Below are 22,680 nucleotides of genomic sequence, written 5' to 3'. Positions count from 1 at the left end.
GCGGGCAGGCTCGGTCAGCCTATGCCGTCTCGTCCATCCGGTCGCGCAGGATGCTCCAGCCGAGCAGCATGTTGGGCGCGTGCCGCAGCAGGGCATGGAACGGAATTGGCGCCGGCGGTGCGAAGGGCAGCGGCAAATCACGCGCTTCGGTTCCAGCGGCCCAGTCGGCCAGCACCTTGCCCATCGCCGTGGTCATGGCAATGCCGCGTCCATTGCAGGCGCGACCGGCGATCAGCCCCGGTCCGAGGTCCAGGAGATGCGGCAGGAAATCCGGTTCGACCGCCGCCATCCCCGACCAGCTGTAGGCAAGGGGGGGCAAATCAGGCAGGTCGAGGCGCCGGCCGAGCCGTCGCCAGATTGTTTGCGGCACGCGCGTATCGGCGCCGGCGCCAAGAATATGCATGCCGCCGCTGATCAGCCGGTTGTCGGCGTCGAAGCGAAAGGTGAAGAGGTTGCGCCTGGTGTCGCCGACGCCTTGTCCGCCAGGCAGCAGACGCGTTCGGATTTCATGCGGCAGGGGCGCGGCCGCAATCTGGAAGACCTTCAGCGGAATATAGGTTCGCCGCAGCAACGGATCGAGCGACCCGCCATAAGCGTTGGTAGCGATCAGCACCTTGGCCGCGCGTACCAGGCCCAACCGTGTTTGAAGTGCCCAACCATCGGCGACGCGATCGATCGAGGTGACCGGCGTGTGCTCGAAAATCTTCGCGCCGGCCTTCTCCGCCGCATCGGCGAGCCCCCGCGCATAGGCGACCGGATTGAGCACGCCGCTGGAACGATCCATCCAGCCACCGACATAGCCGCGCGCGCCGGTCAGCGCTTCGACCTCTTGCCGATCCAGGGTGACGACAGGCCGGCCGCGCCGCGCCCATTGGTCCGCGCGGGATTTGACCTTCTCCAGGGCCGCCGGCGAGTGCGCCGGCTGGATCCATCCGTTCTGCACCGCGTCGCAGTCGATGCCGTGCCGCCGGATCAAGCCGAAGACGAGGTCGGCACTGCCGGCGGCAAAATCGATGAGCCGTTCGCCGCGCTCGGGGCCAAGATGCGCGAGGATGCCATCGGGATCCATCCTGGCGAAGTTCGGCACGACGAAACCGGCATTCCTGCCGGTCGCGCCCCAGGCGATGATCTCGGCTTCGAGAACGGTGATGGAAAGTCCTTTTCCGGCGGCGTGCAATGCGGTTGAAAGGCCAGAAAATCCGCCGCCGACAATGGCAAGGTCGACATCGAGGTTGCCACTCAGCGCAGGCCGCTTGCGGCGATCGCGGCTGATGGCATGCCAAAGCGAAGTGCCGTTCGCACTCTGCCGGACCAGGGCATTCATGAACCGGAACCGCTTTTGTCCGTGGCGATCCGCTTGCGCTTGCCGAAGCGCGTCCGCAGCGGCCTGTCGCCGAACAATCCGTTCGGCCGCATCAGCAGGATCACGCAGAGCATCACGCCGATGGCGACGATCTGCAGCGAGGCGGCGCGCGCCTGCTGCTCGGGCGGGAAGAACACGCTGGTCAGCGTGCCCGATCCGGCCCAAATCCCCCAGACCAGGACACTGCCGATGACCGCGCCGAGATTGCTGCCCGAGCCCCCGACGATCAGCATCACCCAGACCTGAAAGGTGAGGATCGGCAGGTAATTGTCCGGCGCGATGAAGCCGGTGAAATGCGCCTGCAGCGCGCCGGCCAGCGCCATGATGGCGCCGCCGACGGCAAACGCCTGGACGCGGTAGAAGCGCGCGCTCTTGCCGAGAGAAATCGCCGCCCGCTCGTCTTCGCGGAGCGCCTTCAGCACACGGCCCCACGGACTGCGCGACAGGTGCTCCAAGGCGAGATAGGCAATCAGCGTCACAGCACAGACGACGGCGAGGTTCGACAGGTTGAACAGCAGCGGCGTCTCCGCCAGGCCGCCGAAGGGGCGCGGGATGAAGCCGATGCCGAAAGGTCCGCCGGTCAGTTTCTGCGCGTTGAGCGCGACCAATTGCACGACGACGGCCACGCCGAAGGTGGTGATCGCCAGATAGTCGGATCTAAGACGCAACGTCGCCATGCCGGTAAGCGCGGCCGCAATGCCGCCAACGATCATGGCACCCACCCAGCCGGCGAGGATGGGCAGGCCAAAGCCGCCGAGCCGCGCGGGATCGTCCGGTGTCGTCAGCAGCGCCGAGGTGTAGGCGCCGATGGCGACGAAGCCCGCCAGGCCGACATTGAACAGGCCGGTCAAGCCCCATTGCAGGTTGAGCCCCAGCGTGACCAGTGAGAAGATCAGCGCCGTGGTCAGGAAGAAGGCGCCGTATCCGACCAGATCGATCATCTTTCCCGAACTCCGAAAAGGCCGATCGGCCGCACGAACAGCACAGCCATCAGGATGATGAAGGAAACGGCGGCGCGCCATTCGGCGCCGATCAGCTGCACCGCGCCGGCTTCGGCGAGACCGATGATCAGGCCGCCGAGCACCGCGCCCGGGATGCTGCCGATGCCGCCGAGGATGGCGGCGGCGAACATCGGCAGCAGCATGTCGAAGCCCATGAACGGGCGGATCTGCACCAGGATGCCGATCATCACGCCAGCCACGCAGGCGAGCGCGCCGCCGATGATCCACGTCACCCGCACCACGCTGGCAACGTCGATCCCGACGACGCGGGCCAGTGCCGCGTTCTGGCTCAAGGCCTGCATGGCGCGGCCAGTCTGCGTGCGCGTCATCAACAGATGCACGCCGAGCACGAGTATGGCGGTCAACACGAGCAATGCGATCTGGTCGGGCGTGATGCGGATGCCGAAGCCGACCGGCATGGCGATCTGGATCGCCCGGCTGAAATAGGTCGGCCGTGAGGTGAAGGTGAATTCGAGCAGGCTGCGTAGCGCCATCGAGGCGCCGAAGCTCGCCATCACCACGATGATCGCCTGGCCCTGCGAGCGCAGCCGCGAAAACAGGATCTTGTCGAGCAGCAGTGCGAGCAAGGCGGTGAATGCCATGCCGACGATCAGGGCAACAAGAAGCGGCCAGCCGAAGGATAGCGGCCCGATCGGTGCCACCTTGCCGAACATCGCACCGATGGCACTGACCACGGCCAGCGTCGCATAGGTGCCCCAGGCCATGAAGTCGCCATGGGCGAAGTTGGAGAAACGCAGGATCGAATAGGTGAGCGTCACGCCGATGGCGCCGAGGCCGATCATCGAGCCGGTCAGCAATCCGTCGACGATGAATTGCAGGCTCATGCCGCGCCTCCCTTACCTACGTGAGAAGGGCGCTGGCCAAGATAGAGTTCGGCGACGACAGGGTCGTTCCACAATTCGGAGGCTATGCCTTCGTGCCGGTCCTTGCCTTCGGCCAGCACATAGGCGCGGTCGCCGATGGCAAGCGCTGCCTTGGCATTCTGCTCGACCAAAAGGATGGTGACTCCGGACTTGCGGATGCCGGCCAGCATCTCGAATACCATCGCGACGAACTTCGGCGACAGGCCGGCGGACGGCTCGTCCAGCACCAGCACCTTGGGATGGACGATCAGCGCCCGCGCCACGGCAAGCATCTGCCGCTGGCCTCCCGACAGATTGCCGGCGGCGGTGCGGCGCTGGCGGACAAGGTCGGGGAAGGCTGCGTACATTTCCTCGATGCGGGCCGGGATGTCGCGCCGCTCAAGGATGCCGCAGGACACCTTGAGATTGTCCTCCACCGACATCAGCGGAAAGATGTTCTCGGTCTGCGGCACGAAGGCGAGGCCAAGCCGCACCATGGTGTGGGCGGGCGCGGCGGTGATGTCCCTGCCGTCCAGCAGCACCGTGCCGCCGGTGATCGGCACGAGGCCGGCGATCGCCTTGATGAAGCTCGACTTGCCAGCGCCGTTGGGGCCGAGCACGACGACGATCTCGCCTCTGTCGACGGTGATCGAGGCGCCGCGCACGATCGGCACGCCGGGCTCATAGCCGGCTTCGAGGTCGCGCACATCGAGGACGGTCTCGCTCATGCGGTGCCTCCGAGATAGGCCTCGATGACGCGCGGGTCGCGAGCGACCTCTTCCGCCGTGCCTTCGCTCAGCAGTTGGCCGCTCGCCATGACAAGGACACGGTGACAGAGCCGCGTCACCATGTCGATGTTGTGCTCGATCAGCAGGAAGGTGATGCCGCGCGCGTTGATGTCGCGGATGCGGTCGATGATGACTTCGAGCAGCGTCGCGTTGACGCCGGCGGCGGGTTCGTCAAGCAGGATGATCGCCGGGTCGGCCATCATGACCCGGGCAAGTTCGAGCAGCTTGCGCTGGCCGCCGGACAGCACGCGCGCCGGCTCATGGGCGAGATGGCTGAGGGTGACGAGTTCGAGCAGCTCGAGGGCTTTCGTCCGGGCGGCTTTTTCCTGTGCCGCCACCCGCCACGGCGTGAGGAAGTTAGCCAGCAGCTTTTCGCCGGCCTGACCCTGTGCCGCGAGCATGATGTTTTCGATCAGCGTCAGATTGGGCAGCGGGCGCGGGATCTGGAAGGTGCGGCCGAGCCCTCGGCCGATGCGCAAATGAGCGGCTTCGCCGGAGACGCGCGTGCCGTTGAGAAGGATGTCGCCGCTGGTCGGCAGGATGCTGCCTGCGAGCAGGTCGAACATGGTCGTCTTGCCGGCCCCGTTGGGTCCGATCAGGCCAAGGATTTCGCCCGCTTTGACATGAAACGAGACATTGTTGACGGCGACAAGGCCGCCGAACCGCCTGACGACGTTGCTTGCCGTCAGGACCGGGACACGGGTCTCCTTCCCCTGCCTTTCCGCTGCCTCGCTCATCAAACCCTCTGGCCGAAGACGGTCGTCGCCGTCTTCTGATTATGATTTGTGATCACACTTGCTTTGATCACGCTATTCGGCTTTAATCTCATCCGCAAGCCGAAAACCCGCCGAGAACGGAATTCCATGCAAAAGGCTGCCATCGAAAAAAACAACGAGGCGATCGCGGCCCAGCTCGCGCCGGTCGGCCGCGAGACGGTGCAGGATCGCGTCTATTCCGAGCTGCGTCGGGCCTTGATCGGTGGCCTGTTCGAACCAAGCCAGGTGCTGACCATCCGCGGTCTGGCCGATGCGCTGGTCACTTCGACCATGCCGGTGCGCGAGGCGCTTGGCCGGCTGATCACGGAAAAGGCGCTGGAGGCGCTGCCCAACCGTTCGGTGCGGGTACCGCCAATCACGCTGGAGCGCCTCGACGATCTCTTGCGAGCCCGTATCCTGATCGAGGGCGAGGCGATCGCGCTGGCCGCCGCCCGCATGGGGCCGCGCCAGATCTCCACCATCGAAACCATTCTCGGCGAGTGGGACGAGATGCGGGCGCTGAAACACAAGAAGGATGTCGACCGCGAAGTGACGCTCAACCAGAGCTTTCACTTCGAGATCTATCGCTCCTGCGGCTCGGCCGTGTTGATCCCGATGATCGAGAGCCTGTGGCTGCAATCAGGTCCATGCATCCGCGTCGCCATCTACGCTTTCTCGGAAGCCGGCGAGGTCGACACCGCCCAGTATCACCGCCGCATCGTCGAGGCGCTGGCCACGCAGGATGCTCGGGCGGCGCGCGAAGCACTGGTCGCCGACATCAGCCGGCCCTTCACCTTCCTGCGCAGCAAACTGCAATCCGCCGCCGCGAAAGGCCAGATATGACCTCCATCAGGATCAGCGAGCCCCGCTCCAAGCTTTCCGTCACTGCGCTGCTGCTGCCGGAAAAGGCGCCGGAGAATGCGGCCTTTCTCACAGCCTATCTCGCCACGCCACGTGTCGTCCCCGCCATTCACGCCATGTGGACGGGACCTGAGATCTCCTCTCCGGTTCCATCAGCCGATCTCGAGGGGCAGGCCTATGCCCAGCCGCTGCCGGCGGAGAACGCGACCCTGACGCCGCAGCCAGGTGACATCGTGTTGTCCTACGTGCCGCCGCGCATGTGGGGCGGCAACCCCAACGCGATCTTCGACATCGGCCTGTTCTACGGGCAGGGCGCGCGTCTGCTGTTCCCGATCGGCTGGCTGGCCGGCAGCGTCGTCGCGCAGGTGAGACCCGGGGAGCGCGATCAATTCGCGGCTGCCTGCGGCATCATCCGCCGCAACGGCGTCTGCGACATCACCTTCAGCCTGGTGGAGGCCTGAAATGGCTGACGACAGTTTCGAACTCTTCGATCTCCGCGTCGAGGCGGTCATTCCGCAGGGCAAGCCGATTTATTGCGGCGCCAGGGCCGGCGACTATTTCGAGCTCAAGGGCGAGATGCTGTCGATGCCAGCCGGGCAGGGCTTTTCGATCTATTCGATCTCGGCGGTGCTGCCGCTCCTGGCGGCGAAGCAGCGCCCGACCCACCCGAACGACTGGATGACCTCGGACGCGGAGATCGCCTGTCCCGATCCCAACTGTGCCAGCAGGCTGCGGATCGTCAGGCTGGCCAAGCGGCGATTCAGCCATGCCGAAACCACGGCCGTGCCGCTGCCGAAAGGGAATGACCTGACATGACCGCCAAGACATTCGAGCTCAGCCCGGGCTACGCGATTTCGCGCGTCATACGCGGTGGCTGGCAACTGGCCGGCGGCCATGGCGCCATCGATCGCAGTCAGGCCGTAAGCGACCTGATCGCCACCTTCGATGCCGGCATCTGGACCTATGATTGCGCCGATATCTACACCGGCGTCGAGGAATTGATCGGCGCCGCGCGCTTGCGGCTGGCCAATGAGCGTGGTCTCGATGCAGCCGCCAAAATGAAGGTGCACACCAAGCTCGTGCCCGACCTTGAACGGCTCGCTACGATCAGCCGCGACTATATCAGGGGCATCGTCGACCAGTCGCTGCGCAGGCTTAAGACCGAGCGGCTCGACCTCGTGCAGTTTCACTGGTGGGATTATGCGCAGCCGCGCTATGTCGAGGCGATGGGTTGGCTCGACGAGCTTCGGCGCGAGGGCAAGCTGCGCAATCTCGGCACCACCAATTTCGATACGCCCCGGCTTGCCGAAATTCTGTCAGCCGGCATACCGCTGGTCAGCCAGCAGCTGCAATATTCGGTGCTCGACCAGCGTCCGGCGAACAGCCTCGCGGCGCTTGCGGAGGAAAACGGCGTCAGCTTCCTCTGCTACGGTTCTGTGGCCGGCGGCTTTCTCAGCGACAAATGGCTTGGTGTCGCCGAACCCGGCACGCCGCTCGAAAACCGCTCGCTGGTCAAGTACAAGCTGATCATCGACGATTTCGGCGGCTGGGACCTGTTCCAGCAACTGCTTCGCGCGCTGAAGGCGGTGGGCGACCGCCACGCCGTCGACGTCGCCACCATCGCCAGCGCCTGGGTGCTGGAGCAGCCGCGAGTGGCCGCGGTCATCGTCGGTGCCCGCAACCAGGCGCATGCGCTGGCCAACGCCAAGATCATGGATGTCGTACTCGACGCCGATGACCGTGCGCGGATTGCAGCCGTGATAGCGAGGGGCAACGGCCTTGAGGGAGATGTCTACACGCTGGAGCGCGACCGCCACGGCCGCCACGGCTCGATCATGCACTACAATCTCAACGCGGGCCGGATATGAAGACCATGGACGACAGGTTGTTTTCGCAGGCCAGCGCCGAAGTCGTCGATCTGCATCGCTTTTTCGTCGACTGGTTCGTCGCCTCGCGCGCCGACAAGGTGGATTTCGGCCGCTTCGAAGCCGTCATGGGCGAAGGCCTGACCATGATCGCACCAGGCGGCCAGATCCTCGACCGCGATGCCGTGATCGACCATGTGCGCTCCAGCCGCGCCACTTGCGACGACGGCTTTGCCATCTCCATCGAGGACATCCGGCCCGGCTGGCAGGATGGCGACACGATCGTCGTCCTCTATGTCGAGGCGCAGCTGCGCGCGGGCAAGCACAGCCGCCGCCAGTCGAGCGCGGTCTTCACCACCCGTTCATCGGCGCCCAACGGCGTCCAATGGCGGCATCTGCATGAAACCTGGCTGCAGGTGCCGGAACACTGAGACTTTCCAGACGTCAAATCAGTTCGTGTAACTCAAGGGGAACAACAATGAGAAAGACGTTACTCCAGCTCACCACGGCACTTGCTCTCGTGACGATGGCGGGTGCCGCACAGGCCGCCGACTGCAAGATCACCATCGGTCTCGTCATGGAACTGACCGGTCCGGCCGGTGAATACGGCCAGGCCGGCGCCAAGTCGGTCGAAATGGCCTTCCGCGACATCAACCAAGCCGGCGGCGTGCGCGGTTGCGATCTCGTCACCGACACGCGCGACAGCCAGAGCCAGGGCAACATCGCGGTCGATGCCGCCACCCAGCTGGTTCAGGTCAAGAAAGTGCCTGTGATCATCGGCGGCATCATCTCCTCGGTGTCGATCCCGATCCTGACCTCGGTGACCGCGCCGGCCAAGATCGTCCAGGTCTCGCCGGCGTCGTCCTCGCCGACGCTGACGACACTCGGCCGCGACGGCAAGACCAACGGTATCTTTTTCCGCACCATCACCTCGGATGCGCTGCAGGGCGTGGCCGCCGCCAAATATGCCGTCGACAAGGGTTTCAAGAAGCTGGCGATCATCCACGTCAACAACGACTTCGGCGTCAACATGGTGGCCGAATTCTCGCGTGCCTACAAAGCGCTCGGCGGCACCATCGTCTCCGACACGCCCTACAACGAGAAGCAGTCGAGCTACGCCTCGGAAGTCACCGCGGCGATGGGTGGCGAACCGGATGGACTGTACCTGGTCAGCACGCCCGTCGACGGCGCCACCATCGCCCGCACCTGGATTTCGCAGGGCGGCGTGCAGAAATTCCTGCTCAATGACGGCATGAACAGCCCCGATTTTATCGAGTCCGTCGGCGCCGATTATCTGAAGGACGCCTATGGCACGTCTTCCGGCACCAGCCCGACCGCCTCGACGGAGTATTTCACCAAGAACTACAAGGCGTTTTCCGGCATCGAACCGTCAAATCCCGCGGCAGACCGCTCCTATGATGCCGGCGCCATTGTCGGGCTCGCCATCGCGATTGCCGGCTCCGAGGACCCGGCCAAGATCAAGGACGCGATGTACAAGGCAGTCGATCCCGCCGGCACGCCGATTTATGCCGGCAAGGAAGAATTCGCCAAGGCGCTCGGCCTGATCAAGGACGGCAAGCCGATCCGCTATGAAGGCGTCATCGGTCCCGTCGCCTTCGACAAGTTTGGCGACATCACTGGCCCGTTCCGGCTGTGGAAGATCGCCGACGGCAAGGTGACGACTGATGGTGAAATGACCACCGACGACGTCAACGCGCTGCAGGCCAAGCTTCAGTAAGCCGACGCTGTACTTCCGGCATCGATCTCGCCCATCGCGATCGATGCCGGCATAGTCTGAGACAGCTCGATATCGCTTGCACGACAAGCGGGCGCGATTAGGATCGGCCGCCTGCAGTTCAAGGGACGGCGAGCGTGCTGGACAAGGATACTCATCGGGCGATCTGGTTGTTGGATGCTGACGCTGCGCCCTGTCACGCAGGCGCCTGAGCCGGATGTCGCCTGAAACACAACGGCTTCTCTCCGCGCTTGGCAACAGGCTGGGCGCGGGCGGCATGCTCGCCGGCTCCGGCGTGGACCAGCGCTATCGTGACGATCCCGACGGCAAGCTCGGCGTGCTTCCCGAAGCCGTGCTGCGCCCGCGCGATGCCGAGGGTGTCGCGGCGGCACTCGCCGCGTGCAACGCTCTTGGCCAGCCGGTCGTCGTCCAGGGCGGGCGCACCGGGCTGGCCGGTGGCGCGCGCGTCCAGCCGGGCGAGGTCGTGCTGTCGCTGGAGCGCATGACCGGCCTTGCCGCCCCGGATCGTCAAGCCGCCACCATCGTCGCCGAAGCTGGCGCGACGCTGCAATCGGTGCAGGAAGTGGCCGACGGCGCCGGGCTGATGTTCGGCGTCGATATCGGCGCGCGCGGCTCCGCCACGGTCGGCGGCAACATCGCCACCAATGCCGGCGGCATCCGCGTGCTGCGTTATGGCATGTACCGGGCACAGGTGCTGGGGCTGGAGGCGGTAATCGCCGATGGCACCGTGCTGACGTCGCTCAAAGGCCTGCCCAAGGACAATTCCGGCTACGACCTCGGCCAACTCTTCATCGGCGCGGAAGGGACGCTTGGCGTCGTCACCCGCGCCGCGCTCCGGCTGCATCCCAAGCCCGCATCCGAGGTGAACGCCTTCTGCGCGCTGCCTTCGCTCGATGCGGCGATTGGCCTGCTTGGGCTGCTGCGGCAAAAGCTCGGCCCGCTATTGTCCGCCTATGAGGTCAATATCGCGCCGCTCTATGACGTCATGGTCGCCAGCATGGCCATGCCGGCGCCGCTTCCGGCCGGATCACCCGTCTATGTGCTGGCCGAAATCCAGGGCAGTGAGCCAGAACGTGACGGCGAGCGCTTCGCCGAGGTCTTGATGCAGGCGGTCGAGGACGGCGTCGTCGACGATGTTGTCGTCTCCCAATCGCCGCGCGAATTCCGCGCGCTGTGGGATGTGCGGGAGGACGCCAACCGCGTCCTGTTTTCGATGAAAGGCCTGATCGGCGTCGACATCAGCATCCCGTTGGCGCGAATGGGGGCGTTCCTGCAAGAAGCGGATGCCGCCATCCGCGCGGTCGATCCCGGTGCCGACATTTACGTCTTCGGCCATCTCGGGGACGGCAAGCTGCACTATCAGGTGCTGACGGCGGACCCGGCGGCGGCCTACGGTATCATCTATCGCGGCGTGGCGGCGGCCGGAGGTGGCGTGTCGGCCGAGCATGGCATCGGCCTCGACAAGAAGCAGTGGCTGAATCTGGTGCGCAGTGACGCCGAGATCGCCACGATGCGGCGGCTGAAGACGGCGCTCGATCCGAAGAACATCCTCAATCCCGGACGAGTCTTCGACCTTGACCCAACCGTTTGAAACTCAGGTACGTTCCGTTGCCATTTGCCTGGGAATGAGAAAACGGGCGGCGAGCACGCACAGCAGCACGGTGAACATCAGGATCAGCGCCACCAGCGCGTTGATGTCGGGCGAGAAGCCTAGCCGCATCATCGCCCACAGCCGGACCGGCAGCGTGCTTTGCGTGCCGGTGACCAGGATGGTGATCATCGTCTCGTCGAACGACAGCGCGAAGGCCAGGATGGCGCCGCCGACCATGGCGCTCGACAGGTTCGGCAGGATGATGCGCCAGAAGGTCTGCCAACCGCTGGCGCCGAGATCGTAGGATGCTTCGACCAGCGTGCGGCTCATCGACTGCAGCCGCATCAGCACAGTGCGGTAGACGATCGCCAGCACGAACACGGTGTGGCCGATGACAACCGTCAGCAGCGAGCGTTCGAGGCCGATCTCGCGGAAGAAGATCAGCAGCGCCAGGCCGCTGATGATAGGCGGCATCAGGAATGGCAGGAAGATGATGAACTGCAGAACCGAACGTCCCGAGCGGCGGCCGTGATAGTAGAGCGCCAGCAGCGTCCCGCTGACCACCGACAGGATCACGGTACAGACGCCGACGATCAGCGTGGTGCGCAACGCGGTCAGGATGTCATGGTTTTCAGCCAGCGCCACATAGGTCGAAAAGGTCGGCGACGACCAGTCGACATTGCCATGCGAAATGGTGAAGAACGACGACACGATCGGCACGAACAGTGGGCTGTAGAGCAGCACCGCGACCAGCGTCGTAATCGCGGCCAGGAAGATGGTGGACGGCCGGGGCAGCGCGCTCATACCGACGTCCCCCGGCTGCGCCCGAACCGTTCGCCAATGAGAATGGCGGCGATCACCACGATCGCAAGCGCCACCGACAGCGCGGCGCCGAACGGCCAGTTATAGGCCGTGCCGAACTGGCTGTAGAGGATGCGGCCGAAGGTGAAGCCGCTGATCCCGCCGACCATCTGCGGTGTCAGGAAATCGCCGATCGCCAGTACGAAGACGAAGCTCGCCGCCGAGGCGACGCCGGGCAGGCTCAGCGGCAAGGTGATGCGCAGGAATGTCTGCAGGCTGCTGGCGCCCAGGTCATCCGAGGCGCGCAGCAGGGTCTGCGGGATCCGCTCCAGCGACAGGAAGATCGGCAGGATGGCGAACGGGATCAAAAGCAGGCTGAGCGTCAAGAGGATCGCGTTCATGTTGAAGACGAAAAGCGTCGATGGCTGATCCAGGATGCCGAGCGCCACCAGCGCCTTGTTGAGGAAGCCGTTGAGGCCGAGGATGCTGCGGATCGCGTAGATCTTGATGACGTAGCTCATCAGCAGTGGCACCAGCAGCAACATCAGGAGGGCATAGCGCCACCGCCCTTTCAGCGTCGTCAGGAAGTAGGCGGCGGGATAGGCGAGCAGGATACAGATCACGGCCACCGATACGCACAGCACGATGGTGTTCCAGAACACCGGCAGAAAGATCGGGTCGGTGAAGAACCTGACATAGTTGCCGAGCGTCGGTGCATGGACGATCGTACCCTGGTCGACGCTGAAGAAACTGTAGACCAGGAAGATTGCCAGCGGCACGAGAACGAAGATAACCGGCAAGGCGAATGCCAGCACCGTCACCAGCCGTGACAGCCGCCGTTGCGCGGCGTGTGTCGAGCCGGTTCCGCTCATGCCAGCACCAGATGGCCTTCATGCGGCGCAAACGAAAGCCAGACCGTCTCGCCGGATTTCAAGATGCTGCCGTCGATCCGGCTCGGCATGCGCAGCCGCAGGCGCTGCGCGGCATCGTCCGCCCCCGCCATGATCGTGGCGACCGTCGACGAGCCGGCAAAGGCGAGATCGACAATGGCACCGGAAAAGCGATTGGCGCCATCACGGGCGTCCGCGAGATGCAAGGCTTCGGGGCGGAACGCCGCGAAAGCCGCGGCGCCATCCGGGGCAATCTTCAGATGCGGCTGGTCGCTGATCGAGCAGACCAGCCGTCCGAGTGCCGTCTCGATCGGTCGCTGCTCGCCTTGCACTGGACCGAGTTTTCCAGCCACCAGATTGTTCTCGCCGAAGAAGCGCGCCACGAATTCGCAATTCGGCTTGTAGTAGAGCTCATGCGGCGTGCCGAGCTGGCGGATATGGCCGGCCTGCATGACGCAGATCCGATCGGCCATGCCGATCGCTTCTTCCTGGTCGTGGGTGACGAACAGGAAGGTGGTCTTGATCTCGCGCTGGATGGATTTCAGGAACTCCTGCATCTGCCGGCGCAATTCGAGATCGAGTGCCGCCAGCGGCTCGTCGAGCAGGATCAGGCGCGGCTGGCAGATCAGCGCCCGGGCGAGCGCGACACGCTGGCGCTGACCGCCGGAAAGCTGTGCCGGAAAGCGCTCGGCGAAACGTCCGAGCTGCACCAGATCGAGGGCTTGCGCCACGCGGCTGGCGATCTCCTTGCGCTTGATATGGCGCACCGAAAGCCCATAGCCGACATTGCCGGAGACGGTCATATGGGGGAACAGCGCATAGTCCTGGAACACCGTGTTGAACGGCCGCTTGTTGATCGGCATGCGGCTGATGTCCTGGCCGTCCAGCCGGATCTCGCCTGACGTCAGCGGCTCAAGCCCGCCGATCAGCCGCAGGACCGTGGTCTTGCCCGAACCCGACGGCCCAAGGACGGTGAGGAACTCACCGTCCCGGAGCGACAGGTCGATGTCGTGCAGCACGGGAACCGTGCCGTAGGATTTCGAGACGGACCGCAGCGTCAAGAGGTCGGTGTTCTGGCTCATGGGATATTCTCGCATACGCTTCGGCGGTCCGGAACGTCCGGACCGCCGGGTCCTTCGCGGAAGGGATCAGGGCGTCGCCTTGACCTCGTTCCACAAGTCCGAACGCTTGAGCGGATCCTCGACATTGTTGAGCCAGACCAGCTTGTCGTTGCCGCCCGCACTGCTCGACTCGACCACCGTGTTGCCGAATCCGGTGCGCTCGGAAAGCGCGCCGCTGACCTTCTTCGTCAGCATGAAGTCGATCCACTTCTCGGCCGCGGCATTGTCGCGGACACCCTTGGAGATGACCCAGTTGTCGAGCCAGGCAAGCGCGCCTTCGCTCGGATTGACGTAGGCGACATGGGCGCCGATCTTCTGCAGTGCCTTCACCTGCTGCTGGCCATAATTGGCCCAGATCAGCGCAACATCATTGTTTTGATAAATCTGCTGCGCCTCGTCGGCGGTGGTGTAGAAGCTCAGCACATTGCGCTTGAGCTCGACCAGCTTGGCCTTGACCGCCGCCATCTGTTTTTCGTCGAGATTGAACGGATCCTTGTAGCCGAGCGTCAGCGCGGTGAACGAGAAATTGTGCTCGCCATTGTCGTAGGCGAGGATCTTGCCCTTGTAAGCCGGATCCCACAGGACGGACATCGAGGTCGGCGCCGGCTTGACCTTGTCGGTGTCGTAGATCAGCCCGATGGAATCGAAGCAGAACGGAATACCGTAGACCTTGCCGTCCTTGGTGTCGCCGCTGACCTGAGACAGATCACGGAAGCGCGGCAGCACGTCCTTCTGGTTCGGCAGCTTGGTGATGTCGATCGGCGACACCAGATCGGCCTTGATGTAGCGCTGCAACTGGGCGGTGTTGACGGCGAAGACGTCGAAGTCCTGCCCTTCGCTGCCCTTGATCTTGGCCCAGATTTCGTCATCGCTGCCGATGAAGACGACATCGACGCCGATGCCGGTGGCGGCGGTAAAGTCCTTCACCCAGTCCGGGTCGGCATAACCGTCCCAGGCCAGCACGCGAAGGTTCGCGGCCAGCGCCGCCGACGTCATCAGGCCGATGCTGAGCCCGATGGTCGCTAGTCTCAGAAACGCTTTCTTCAGTCCCATTTTTAATCTCCCATTGTCGTTCTGGTGGACCGTAATTTCCGGGGCTATCGCCGTCACAGCTGGGTGACGGCGACCAGTCCCTCGTCCGGCACCGACACCATCCGGTTGCGCAACGGCTTGCCGAATGTCTGTGCCTGGATTTCATACTCGTCGCCGGAAGCCGTCTTGACGCCGGAGGCGTAGCTCATCACCGCCGCTCCGAAGAAATAGGCGTGCAGGTCGCCCGCCCTGCGGTGCATCGGGTAGCGGAAATGGAAGTGTTCGAGATTGGCGATCGAATGCGACATGTGCGCTTCGCCCGACAGGAATTCCTGTTCCCAGATAACAGTGCCGTCGCGCAGAATGCGGGAATGGCCACGCACTTCTTCGGGCAGGTCGCCGATCAAAAGCTCCGGTCCGATCGAGCAGGAGCGGAGTTTCGAGTGGGCGAGATAAAGGTAGTTCTCGGCCTCCGTCACATGGTCGGAATATTCGTTGCCCAGCGCATAGCCGATGCGATAAGGGCGGCCATCCGGCCCATTGAGGTAAAGGCCGACGATCTCGGCTTCTTCGGCGCCGGCTTTCGCGAAGGCAGGCATCGGCAGATCGGCGCCAGGCGGCACGACACAGGTGCCGACGCCCTTGAAGAACCATTCGGGCTGGATGCCGATCTTGCCGGCGCCGGGCTTGCCCCCGTCCAAGCCCATGCGGAAGATCTTCAGCGAATCCGACTCCTCGGCGTCCTCGCCATGGGTCAGCACATGCATCTTGTCGCGCGCGGCGGCACTTCCCGTGTGGGTGAGGCCGGTGCCGGTGACCAGGAAGCGCGCCGGTTCCGGATGGTCGACGGGAGCGAGCACGCGGCCATCGCGCAGCAGTTCGCCATAGTCGATCGTGGCCGCAGCCGTCCGCTTCTCGACCAGCGCCGCGATCGACGCACCCTGGGCGATCGCCGCTTCGGCGAGCTCCAGCACGGTGCTTGTCTTGTCGAGTAGATACAGGCGATTGCCGTCGTCATCGGAAACGCGGCCGACCCGCCTGCCGCCGTCGATCGTTATGTACTGAACAAGACGCATGAAATACCCTTCTTCCCTAGAGGCCGTACCGGGTCACACCCAGCCCGCGTCGACGATGAACTGTTGGCTCGTGCACATCAGGCTGTCGTCGGCGGCGAGGAACAGCGCCATGCGCGCAATGTCGGATGGCTGCAGCCGGTCGGGCAGGCACTGCCGCTCCGCGATCTGGCGTTCGCCGGCGGGGTTCAGCCATAGCCGCATCTGGCGCTCTGTCATCACCCAGCCAGGCACCATGCAGTTGACGCGGATGCGCTCGGGGCCGAGTTCGCGGGCCAGCGCCCGCGTCATGCCGTACACCGCCGCCTTCGCGGTGACATAGGCAGGGCAGTCGGGATCGCCGACCATCCAGGTGATGGAACCGAAATTGATGATCGAGCCGCCGCCCAGCGAGCCCATTTGCGGACGCACCGCCTGGGCGGCGAAGAACTGGTGGCGCAGATTGACCGCCATGCGGTCGTCCCAATAGGCCACCGTGACGTCCTTGGTCTGGTGGCGGTCGTCATTGCCGGCATTGTTGCACAGCACCTGGATCGGGCCGTTGTGCCGCATCGCCTCGACGGTCGCCGCCTGCAGCTGCTCGACATTGCGCAGGTCGCAGGGAATGAACAGCGGCGCGGCATGCCCTTCGGCCGCGATCGCATCGACCAGGCGCCGTGAAGGCTCCTCGGCCAGATCGACGAAGGCGACGCGGCTGCCCTGCGCGCAGAAATGGCGCACCAGGCTTTCACCGATGCCGCTGCCGCCGCCGGTTATGAACACGCTGCGGCCCTTCAGGCTGGGGTAGGTCGCGTAGCTGCCGATCTGATTCGTCATCGCGCGCCTCTCTAATGGGAATGCCGGGGGATGCCGGCATCGCGCCGACCGACGAGAAAGTCGAAGTCGCAGCCCTTGTCGGCCTGCAGCACGCGCTCGACATAGAGGCTCTGGTAGCCACCTTGCGGCGGCTCCGGCGGCTTCCAGTCACGGCGGCGGATCGCCAGTTCCTCGTCCGAAACCAAAAGCTCGAGACGGCGGCCGGCGACGTCCAGCTCGATGAGATCGCCGTCGCGCACCAGGGCCAGCACACCACCGGCCGCGGCCTCCGGCGCCACATGCAGCACCACCGTGCCGTAGGCGGTACCGCTCATGCGCGCGTCCGAAATGCGCACCATGTCGGAAACGCCTTCTCTGAGCAGCTTGGCTGGCAGCGGCATGTTGCCGACCTCGGCCATCCCGGGATAACCGCGTGGTCCGCAATTCTTCAACACCATCACCGAGGAGGCGTCGATATCCAGCTCCGGATCGTCGATGCGGGCATGGTAATGCTCGATGTTCTCGAAGACGACCGCCTTGCCGCGATGCTGCATCAGTTCGGGCGTTGCCGCGGACGGCTTGATGACGGCTCCGTTGGGCGCCAGATTGCCACGCAGGATCGAAATGCCGCCCTCCTTGGTCAGCGGCTCGCGCAGCGGCCGTATGACCTCACGGTTATAGTTGGGCGCGCCGTCGATCAGTTCACCGATGGTCTTGGCGCTGACGGTCATGGCGTCGCGATGAAGAAGCCCCACTTCATCAAGCGACGCCATGACCGCAGCTAGCCCCCCGGCATAGTAGAAATCTTCCATCAGGAACCGGCCCGACGGCATCAGGTCGACAATGGTTGGCACGCCGCGGCCAAGGCGGTCCCAGTCATCGAGGCCGAGATCGACACCGACCCGGTTGGCGATGGCGATCAGGTGCAGCACCGCATTGGTCGAGCCGCCGATCGCGCCATTGACGCGAATGGCATTCTCGAAGGCTTGCCTGGTAAGGATCTTTGCAATCGTCACGTCGCGGTGGACAAGATCGACGATCTGCCGTCCGGCCAACTGGGCAAGCACGCCTCGGCGCGAATCCACCGCCGGGATCGCGGCGTTGTCGGGCATGCCGATGCCGAGCGCTTCCACCATGCTGGCCATGGTCGAGGCCGTGCCCATCGTCATGCAGCTGCCGGCCGACCGGCTCTGGCCCTGCTCGGCGGCAAGGAAGTCGGCGACCGGCATGCGGCCGGCCTTGACCTCCTCGGCGAATTTCCAGACATGCGTGCCCGAGCCGATATCCTGTCCGCGGAACTTGCCGTTCAGCATCGGCCCACCGGAGACGGCGATGGTTGGCAGGTTGCACGAGGCAGCCCCCATCAAGAGCGCCGGCGTGGTCTTGTCGCAACCGACAAGCAGGATGACGCCGTCGATCGGATTGCCGCGGATGGATTCTTCGACATCCATGCTGGCAAGGTTGCGAAACAGCATGGCGGTGGGGCGCATGTTGCTCTCGCCCAGCGACATCACGGGAAATTCGAACGGCAGGCCGCCAGCCTCATAGACGCCGCGCTTGACGTGATCGGCGAGCGCCCGCAGATGCGCATTGCAGGGGGTCAGTTCCGACCACGTGTTGCAGATGCCGATGACCGGGCGGCCGTCGAAAGCGTCAGCGGGAATGCCCTGGTTCTTCATCCAGCTGCGGTGCATGAAAGCGTTCTTGCCTTCACCGCCGAACCAGGCTTCCGACCGCAATTTGCGTTTGGTCTCGGTCACGATTGCAGGCCCCGCTCGTTGCGGCGTTTGTTGCGGTTCTCGACGCTGCGGCGCACGTCATCCTCGGCATTGTCGATAAGCACCAGCAATGCCTTTTGCGCGCCGGCGGCGTCGCCGTCGGCAATCTTCTCGGCGACTTCCCGGTGCAGCGGCAAGGAATGGCGCTGCCCTTCCGGATTGTCGTTGGAGAGGCGAAAGCTCATTACCAACGCGGTCTCGACCAGTGCGGCCAGCGAGCCGATCAGCTCGTTGCCGGTCATGCGCAATATGGTCTGGTGGAACACCAGATCGGGCTTGGCGAAGCGGTCTCCGTCATCGCTCAGTGCTTCCATTTCAGCCAGCGCTGCATGGATCTCGGCGATCTGAGCCGGCGTCGCACGCTGCGCGGCAAGGGCCGCCGACATCGGCTCGATGGCGCGGCGCAGTTCAAACAGCGCCCGCACATCCTCCGCACTGACACCGCCGGTATAGCGCCAGGACAGGACGTCGGGGTCGAGGAAATTCCAGTCGGCGCGAGGACGCACCCGCGTGCCGGTCTTCGGCCTGGATTCGACCAGCCCCTTGCCCGCCAGGACCTTGATCGCCTCGCGCAGCACTGTGCGGCTGACCCCCAGCATCTCGCTGGAATCGTCGGCATTGGGCAGCGCCTCGCCGGGCAGGAAGTCGCCTTGCACGATGCGCAGCCCGATCTGCTCGACGACGGTGGCGTGCAGCGCGGTGGAGCCGCTGGAAACCGCGACCGCGACTCGTGACGTGCGGGCTGTGCTGAATGATTTTCTATTCTTCATACTATTCATATGATATGTCTTATAGGCGTGGGGATTGGAGTCAAGGGATTGGGGGAGTGCCGATGACAAAGAATTTCGCTGTGGCCGTCGCGCAGTACACGGAACTGGTCTCGATCAGCGACGGCATCGCGACGGTCGAAATTGCTCCCGCCGCTGGTGGAGCGCTGGCGTCGTATCGATGGTGGCGGGATGGTTCGGCCGTGGATTGGCTGCGTGCGGCTCACCCAGCGGCGATCGGCCGTGGCGATGCCGGCGCCATGGCCTGCTTTCCGCTCGTGCCCTATTCCAACCGCATAAGGAATGGCCGCTTTGAATTCGCGGGGCGCCCCATTCAATTGCCGACGGCCCCGGACGATCCACATCATGAGCACGGCCATGGCTGGCGTCACCCGTGGGCCGTCGTGAGCCATGAAGCGAGCATGATCGTCCTGCGCTATCGCCACGCCGCCGATTCCTGGCCATGGAGCTACGAAGCCGAGCAAGTGATCTCGCTGGCCGAAGGCAGGCTTTGCATGACCATTACCATGCGCAACCTGTCGGACGCGCCGATGCCGGTTGGCCTCGGTCTCCATCCTTACTTCCCGTCGACACCGTGGACGCATGTCCAGGCACGGGTATCAGGCATGTGGGAAACCGATGCGGAGGTGCTGCCCATCCGGCATGTCCCGCCGCCCGTGGGGGCCGATCCATCCATCGGCTTTGACGTATCGGAAGTGGAGTTCGACACGGTCTTCACCGGATGGGCGCGCCGCGCCCGGATTACCTGGCCCGAACACGGGCGGCAGCTGGACATTGAGGCAGAGGCGCCGCTCGACTTCCTCGCCCTCTACACGCCGCCGGGCGAACCGTTCTTTTGCGCCGAGCCGGTCAGCAACATTACCGATGCTTTCAACCGGAGGGGCGACAAGGAGATCGACACCGGTTGCATTGTGCTGGCCCCTGGCCAGAAACAATCCGCAAGCGTCCGCTTTATACCGTCGCTGGCTGTTTGATCTTCGCCGCGACTTGCCCGAAGCGAGGCCATTGCAGAACGGATAGTGCTGGCCCGGGTCCTCGATCGTCACGCGGCGCAAATCGGTGAATTCGGCGATCGAGGCCTTGCCGCCGAAGCAACCATAGCCGGAGCCCTTGACGCCGCCGCTGACGCGCATCGCGATCTGGCGTTGCGCCGCACCACGCGCGCCCTGGTGCCACAGCCATGAAAGTCGGGATCAGCCGGTTGCGCTGGCATAGATGTCGAGAACGTCCGTCACGCCTGCGATGAGGAGTTCCCTGGCCTTTGGCGCGACGGATCCGCTCGCTACCGCGCTGTCGAGGCGGCCGAGATACTGGCTGATCAGGGGCGAGGGGATGTCGCGCTCGCCCAGCGCCTGCATCAGCGCGTTCACGGACTGCCGCGCCGCCGGCGCAGGCCAGTAGTAGCGGATACGGTCGCTGTAGGAAAAATGCCGCTCGATCCGCTGCTCGGCCTCGGAGCCGTGATAGTAATTCTTCCAATTGCCGGGCGCCGCCAGCATGACGCGCTCCATGGCCGCCGGCAGGCTTTCCCGCGATGGATCGGGAACCAGAATGTCGGCGATGTGGCTCAGGCCGTAGAGGGCTTCCCGCAGCGCGAAGGTCAGCCATGGCCCGACCTTGAGTATGGCAAAACCGTCGTCGACCAGCGCGCTCAACGCCGCAGCGGGCTGGTAGTCGGTCGAGTGGGCCTCGAAGACGAATTGCGGCAGGTCTCGCAGCGTGCCGGCAAGCGCCCGGGCGCGTTCCGGCCGGTAGGTGATGACCTCGGCATTGCCGAATTCGACGCCCGGCTGCACGACGACGCCGATCGCCCGCGAGAAAGCCTGGTCGAGGCCGCGCCGGCTGAAGGCATCGTGGTGGATGCGAACCGTCTCGCCCGCGGCCTCCGGTGTCGTCACCGCCAGATGGTCCATGGCCTCCTGTGCGCCGCCCGGCACCGGCACTTCCGTGCCGATGACATAGACAGGCCTGGTGCCGCCTGTTCGTTCAACCGCGGCCTCCGCCACCTCGGCCAGTTCGGCGGCGCGCGCGGCGATGGTGGCGTCGGGCGGTGCCGCGCCTTCGCCGGCGCAGCCCATGCTGGCGTCCAGGTGGATCTTTGTGAAGCCGGCCTCGGCATAGGCATCCACCATGCGTGCGGCTTTTTCCATCGCCTCGGGCGCCGGCAGGTGCTTCCAAGGATTGGGGCCCAGATGGTCGCCGCCGAGCACCAGCCTGTCCAGGGGAAAGCCGGCCTTTCCGGCGATCGTCTCGACGAAGCGGCGGAAATCGCGCGGTGTCATGCCGGTATAGCCGCCCTCGTGGTTGACCTGGTTGCAGGTGGCCTCGATCAGCACATCGGCGCCGCCCGCCTTGCCGTGGCGCAGCGCCGCTTCGACGACCAGCGGATGGGCCGAGCAGATCGAGGTGATGCCACAGCGTTCGCCGGCCGCACGGCGCGTGGCGATGCCAGCCAGTCGATCGGTCGCCTGGCTCATGCCGGTGCTCCGGTCCGGGCGGTCTCGATGAACGCCTCAACGGTGGCGAGCGAGGCGATACCCTCCATCGGTCCCTTCTTCGTCACCGCCAGCGCGCCGCAGCCATTGGCTATTCGCAGTGCCCTTTCCGGTGCCTCTCCACGCAGCCAGAAGGAGACGAAGGCCGCGGTAAAGCAGTCTCCGGCGCCGGTCGGATCGATTTCCTCGACGACGAAGCCGGGTGAGGCTGTGCGCCCCGACTGGTCGTAGTGGACGGCGCCCTGCGCGCCCTTCTTGACGACGATAGTGGAGATGCCGCGGTCCAGCATTTCGCGTACCGCACTTTCCTCGTCGTTTGCCTCGGCGAAGGTGAAGAGTTCCGGCCCGCTCGGCAGGAACACGTCGGTCTTTGACAACACGAAGAGCAAGGCGTCGCGCATGCCCGGTAGATCGAGCATCTCCTTGCGGATGTTGGGGTCGAAAGAGACCGTGCCGCCGCGCATCTTGACGGCTTCGATCCCGTTGCGGGCAATTTCGATCACCTCGGGCGAGAACAGCGATGTCCCCATGACGTGAAAATGGTCGGCGCCGGCCAGCAGCGCGCGCGCTTCCGCGCCCATCTCGATCAGGCCGGCGGCACTCTGCTTGATGTTGTAGACGAAATGCCGGCTGCCATCGCTCTCATAGGTGACGAAGGCGGTTCCGGTTGCGGCACCCTGATGGACGGTGATGGCCGAGATGTCGGCGCCGTCGGCACGCAGGCGCTCGATGTTCAAATGGCCGAAATCGTCGTCGCCCACTGCCGCGATCAGCCCCGCCGGCTGGCCGAGCCGCGCCGCCTGATCGACGAAGATGGCGGGAGCGCCTGAGGGAAACGGACCGATCAGCGGGCCGGGGGCGCGAAAACTCTGGCCGATCCGCTCGGCCATGATCTCGACCAGGATCTCGCCGGCACAAACCAGTTTCTTCATGTCCTCACCATCTGCCGGACGGACGGCCTCCGCTTGGCCAGAACTTCCCATATCCGCGCATGTTCAACACCTAAGTTGTCGTTTTGGGAGCGTCAATAAATAATTTGACGTGCGCAATACTTTTGCGTTGTA

At 64.7% G+C, this 22,680-nt stretch carries 23 protein-coding genes; 8 read left to right on the top strand and 15 right to left on the bottom strand.

What is annotated here, in order from left to right; translation table 11 throughout:
- Nucleotides 1–19: 19 nt before the first annotated feature.
- From FJW04_RS16130 to FJW04_RS16110, 5 genes are read right to left on the bottom strand one after another with little or no spacing between them, the layout of a single operon-like run.
- Nucleotides 20–1,324 carry an FAD-dependent oxidoreductase gene (locus tag FJW04_RS16130; protein ID WP_140715248.1) on the bottom strand — a complete coding sequence of 435 codons (1,305 nt, stop codon included), beginning with the start codon at nt 1,322–1,324 and terminating at the stop codon, nt 20–22.
- Nucleotides 1,321–2,304 (bottom strand): branched-chain amino acid ABC transporter permease, encoded by a 984-nt coding sequence (locus FJW04_RS16125; RefSeq protein WP_181171260.1) that lies wholly within the window; start codon nt 2,302–2,304, stop codon nt 1,321–1,323. Before FJW04_RS16125 ends, FJW04_RS16130 begins: the two co-directional genes overlap by 4 nt.
- Complete coding sequence (locus FJW04_RS16120; protein ID WP_140617455.1) at nt 2,301–3,209, bottom strand: branched-chain amino acid ABC transporter permease; 909 nt, start codon at nt 3,207–3,209, stop codon at nt 2,301–2,303. Before FJW04_RS16120 ends, FJW04_RS16125 begins: the two co-directional genes overlap by 4 nt.
- A complete protein-coding gene (locus tag FJW04_RS16115) occupies nt 3,206–3,955 on the bottom strand; it encodes an ABC transporter ATP-binding protein (protein ID WP_015319025.1) in 750 nt (249 codons plus the stop codon). The genes FJW04_RS16120 and FJW04_RS16115 overlap by 4 nt, the downstream gene beginning before the upstream one ends.
- Nucleotides 3,952–4,752, bottom strand: coding sequence for an ABC transporter ATP-binding protein (locus tag FJW04_RS16110; protein ID WP_140715246.1), 801 nt, complete (start codon nt 4,750–4,752; stop codon nt 3,952–3,954). The genes FJW04_RS16115 and FJW04_RS16110 overlap by 4 nt, the downstream gene beginning before the upstream one ends.
- A 126-nt stretch (nt 4,753–4,878) precedes the next feature.
- Between FJW04_RS16110 and FJW04_RS16105 the strand changes: the two genes are divergently transcribed.
- From FJW04_RS16105 to FJW04_RS16075, 7 genes are all read left to right on the top strand, one after another.
- A complete protein-coding gene (locus FJW04_RS16105; RefSeq protein ID WP_140715244.1) occupies nt 4,879–5,613 on the top strand; it encodes a GntR family transcriptional regulator in 735 nt (244 codons plus the stop codon).
- Nucleotides 5,610–6,092, top strand: a complete 483-nt coding sequence (locus FJW04_RS16100) for a DUF3830 family protein (RefSeq protein ID WP_140715242.1) — start codon at nt 5,610–5,612, stop codon at nt 6,090–6,092. The genes FJW04_RS16105 and FJW04_RS16100 overlap by 4 nt, the downstream gene beginning before the upstream one ends.
- A gap of 1 nt (nt 6,093) precedes the next feature.
- Nucleotides 6,094–6,447 (top strand): TIGR04076 family protein, encoded by a 354-nt coding sequence (locus FJW04_RS16095; protein WP_023782304.1) that lies wholly within the window; start codon nt 6,094–6,096, stop codon nt 6,445–6,447.
- A complete protein-coding gene (locus FJW04_RS16090; protein WP_140715240.1) occupies nt 6,444–7,499 on the top strand; it encodes an aldo/keto reductase in 1,056 nt (351 codons plus the stop codon). Before FJW04_RS16095 ends, FJW04_RS16090 begins: the two co-directional genes overlap by 4 nt.
- Nucleotides 7,496–7,927 (top strand): DUF4440 domain-containing protein, encoded by a 432-nt coding sequence (locus FJW04_RS16085; protein WP_041163518.1) that lies wholly within the window; start codon nt 7,496–7,498, stop codon nt 7,925–7,927. The genes FJW04_RS16090 and FJW04_RS16085 overlap by 4 nt, the downstream gene beginning before the upstream one ends.
- 47 nt (nt 7,928–7,974) lie before the next feature.
- A complete protein-coding gene (locus tag FJW04_RS16080; protein ID WP_140661546.1) occupies nt 7,975–9,234 on the top strand; it encodes an ABC transporter substrate-binding protein in 1,260 nt (419 codons plus the stop codon).
- A gap of 214 nt (nt 9,235–9,448) precedes the next feature.
- Entirely contained in the window at nt 9,449–10,843 is a 1,395-nt protein-coding gene (locus FJW04_RS16075; RefSeq protein ID WP_140715238.1) for an FAD-binding oxidoreductase, read from the top strand.
- A gap of 3 nt (nt 10,844–10,846) precedes the next feature.
- Here FJW04_RS16075 and FJW04_RS16070 read toward each other — a convergent pair whose 3' ends face one another.
- The 8 genes from FJW04_RS16070 to FJW04_RS16035 form a co-directional block, all read right to left on the bottom strand.
- Nucleotides 10,847–11,647: an ABC transporter permease gene (locus FJW04_RS16070; RefSeq protein ID WP_015319016.1), complete on the bottom strand. Its 801-nt coding sequence runs from the start codon at nt 11,645–11,647 to the stop codon at nt 10,847–10,849.
- Nucleotides 11,644–12,516, bottom strand: coding sequence for an ABC transporter permease (locus FJW04_RS16065; RefSeq protein ID WP_140715236.1), 873 nt, complete (start codon nt 12,514–12,516; stop codon nt 11,644–11,646). Before FJW04_RS16065 ends, FJW04_RS16070 begins: the two co-directional genes overlap by 4 nt.
- Entirely contained in the window at nt 12,513–13,616 is a 1,104-nt protein-coding gene (locus FJW04_RS16060) for an ABC transporter ATP-binding protein (protein WP_140715234.1), read from the bottom strand. The genes FJW04_RS16065 and FJW04_RS16060 overlap by 4 nt, the downstream gene beginning before the upstream one ends.
- A 66-nt stretch (nt 13,617–13,682) precedes the next feature.
- On the bottom strand, nt 13,683–14,708 hold the full coding sequence (locus FJW04_RS16055) for an ABC transporter substrate-binding protein (protein ID WP_015319013.1): 1,026 nt from the start codon (nt 14,706–14,708) through the stop codon (nt 13,683–13,685).
- Nucleotides 14,709–14,761: 53 nt separating this feature from the next.
- Complete coding sequence (araD1, locus tag FJW04_RS16050; RefSeq protein WP_140715232.1) at nt 14,762–15,763, bottom strand: AraD1 family protein; 1,002 nt, start codon at nt 15,761–15,763, stop codon at nt 14,762–14,764.
- Between the two features lie 33 nt (nt 15,764–15,796).
- A complete protein-coding gene (locus FJW04_RS16045; protein ID WP_140715230.1) occupies nt 15,797–16,576 on the bottom strand; it encodes an SDR family oxidoreductase in 780 nt (259 codons plus the stop codon).
- An 11-nt stretch (nt 16,577–16,587) separates the two neighbouring features.
- Nucleotides 16,588–18,315: an IlvD/Edd family dehydratase gene (locus FJW04_RS16040; protein WP_140715228.1), complete on the bottom strand. Its 1,728-nt coding sequence runs from the start codon at nt 18,313–18,315 to the stop codon at nt 16,588–16,590.
- On the bottom strand, nt 18,312–19,112 hold the full coding sequence (locus tag FJW04_RS16035; RefSeq protein WP_224595545.1) for a FadR/GntR family transcriptional regulator: 801 nt from the start codon (nt 19,110–19,112) through the stop codon (nt 18,312–18,314). Before FJW04_RS16035 ends, FJW04_RS16040 begins: the two co-directional genes overlap by 4 nt.
- Before the next feature lie 53 nt (nt 19,113–19,165).
- On the opposite strand from FJW04_RS16035, the gene FJW04_RS16030 reads away from it, so the two are divergent.
- Entirely contained in the window at nt 19,166–20,095 is a 930-nt protein-coding gene (locus tag FJW04_RS16030) for an aldose 1-epimerase (protein WP_140715226.1), read from the top strand.
- A 219-nt stretch (nt 20,096–20,314) separates the two neighbouring features.
- Here the strand turns inward: FJW04_RS16030 and FJW04_RS16025 are convergent, their stop codons facing one another.
- Together FJW04_RS16025 and FJW04_RS16020 are read right to left on the bottom strand one after the other, a co-directional pair.
- Nucleotides 20,315–21,598, bottom strand: a complete 1,284-nt coding sequence (locus FJW04_RS16025) for a D-tagatose-bisphosphate aldolase, class II, non-catalytic subunit (protein ID WP_140715224.1) — start codon at nt 21,596–21,598, stop codon at nt 20,315–20,317.
- Nucleotides 21,595–22,548 carry a sugar kinase gene (locus tag FJW04_RS16020; RefSeq protein WP_140715222.1) on the bottom strand — a complete coding sequence of 318 codons (954 nt, stop codon included), beginning with the start codon at nt 22,546–22,548 and terminating at the stop codon, nt 21,595–21,597. The genes FJW04_RS16025 and FJW04_RS16020 overlap by 4 nt, the downstream gene beginning before the upstream one ends.
- Nucleotides 22,549–22,680: the final 132 nt, after the last annotated feature.

Origin of the sequence: Mesorhizobium sp. B2-7-3 (genome assembly GCF_006440715.1) — a bacterium.
In the GTDB taxonomy this organism is placed as follows: domain Bacteria; phylum Pseudomonadota; class Alphaproteobacteria; order Rhizobiales; family Rhizobiaceae; genus Mesorhizobium; species Mesorhizobium australicum.
Note: the sequence above shows the minus strand (reverse complement) of the source record. Positions and strands in the feature narration are given on the sequence as shown.

What these genes read in the sequence shown, in the direction of transcription:
- FJW04_RS16045 (WP_140715230.1), bottom strand. Translation starts at nt 16,576, where the DNA reads ATGACGAATCAGATCGGCAGCTACGCGACCTACCCCAGCCTGAAGGGC.
- FJW04_RS16110 (WP_140715246.1), bottom strand. Translation starts at nt 4,752, where the DNA reads ATGAGCGAGGCAGCGGAAAGGCAGGGGAAGGAGACCCGTGTCCCGGTC.
- FJW04_RS16025 (WP_140715224.1), bottom strand. Translation starts at nt 21,598, where the DNA reads ATGAGCCAGGCGACCGATCGACTGGCTGGCATCGCCACGCGCCGTGCG.
- FJW04_RS16115 (WP_015319025.1), bottom strand. Translation starts at nt 3,955, where the DNA reads ATGAGCGAGACCGTCCTCGATGTGCGCGACCTCGAAGCCGGCTATGAG.
- FJW04_RS16075 (WP_140715238.1), top strand. Translation starts at nt 9,449, where the DNA reads ATGTCGCCTGAAACACAACGGCTTCTCTCCGCGCTTGGCAACAGGCTG.
- FJW04_RS16095 (WP_023782304.1), top strand. Translation starts at nt 6,094, where the DNA reads ATGGCTGACGACAGTTTCGAACTCTTCGATCTCCGCGTCGAGGCGGTC.
- FJW04_RS16055 (WP_015319013.1), bottom strand. Translation starts at nt 14,708, where the DNA reads ATGGGACTGAAGAAAGCGTTTCTGAGACTAGCGACCATCGGGCTCAGC.
- FJW04_RS16020 (WP_140715222.1), bottom strand. Translation starts at nt 22,548, where the DNA reads ATGAAGAAACTGGTTTGTGCCGGCGAGATCCTGGTCGAGATCATGGCC.
- araD1 (WP_140715232.1), bottom strand. Translation starts at nt 15,763, where the DNA reads ATGCGTCTTGTTCAGTACATAACGATCGACGGCGGCAGGCGGGTCGGC.
- FJW04_RS16105 (WP_140715244.1), top strand. Translation starts at nt 4,879, where the DNA reads ATGCAAAAGGCTGCCATCGAAAAAAACAACGAGGCGATCGCGGCCCAG.
- FJW04_RS16060 (WP_140715234.1), bottom strand. Translation starts at nt 13,616, where the DNA reads ATGAGCCAGAACACCGACCTCTTGACGCTGCGGTCCGTCTCGAAATCC.
- FJW04_RS16035 (WP_224595545.1), bottom strand. Translation starts at nt 19,112, where the DNA reads ATGAATAGTATGAAGAATAGAAAATCATTCAGCACAGCCCGCACGTCA.
- FJW04_RS16100 (WP_140715242.1), top strand. Translation starts at nt 5,610, where the DNA reads ATGACCTCCATCAGGATCAGCGAGCCCCGCTCCAAGCTTTCCGTCACT.
- FJW04_RS16090 (WP_140715240.1), top strand. Translation starts at nt 6,444, where the DNA reads ATGACCGCCAAGACATTCGAGCTCAGCCCGGGCTACGCGATTTCGCGC.
- FJW04_RS16120 (WP_140617455.1), bottom strand. Translation starts at nt 3,209, where the DNA reads ATGAGCCTGCAATTCATCGTCGACGGATTGCTGACCGGCTCGATGATC.
- FJW04_RS16130 (WP_140715248.1), bottom strand. Translation starts at nt 1,324, where the DNA reads ATGAATGCCCTGGTCCGGCAGAGTGCGAACGGCACTTCGCTTTGGCAT.
- FJW04_RS16030 (WP_140715226.1), top strand. Translation starts at nt 19,166, where the DNA reads ATGACAAAGAATTTCGCTGTGGCCGTCGCGCAGTACACGGAACTGGTC.
- FJW04_RS16065 (WP_140715236.1), bottom strand. Translation starts at nt 12,516, where the DNA reads ATGAGCGGAACCGGCTCGACACACGCCGCGCAACGGCGGCTGTCACGG.
- FJW04_RS16125 (WP_181171260.1), bottom strand. Translation starts at nt 2,304, where the DNA reads ATGATCGATCTGGTCGGATACGGCGCCTTCTTCCTGACCACGGCGCTG.
- FJW04_RS16070 (WP_015319016.1), bottom strand. Translation starts at nt 11,647, where the DNA reads ATGAGCGCGCTGCCCCGGCCGTCCACCATCTTCCTGGCCGCGATTACG.
- FJW04_RS16080 (WP_140661546.1), top strand. Translation starts at nt 7,975, where the DNA reads ATGAGAAAGACGTTACTCCAGCTCACCACGGCACTTGCTCTCGTGACG.
- FJW04_RS16085 (WP_041163518.1), top strand. Translation starts at nt 7,496, where the DNA reads ATGAAGACCATGGACGACAGGTTGTTTTCGCAGGCCAGCGCCGAAGTC.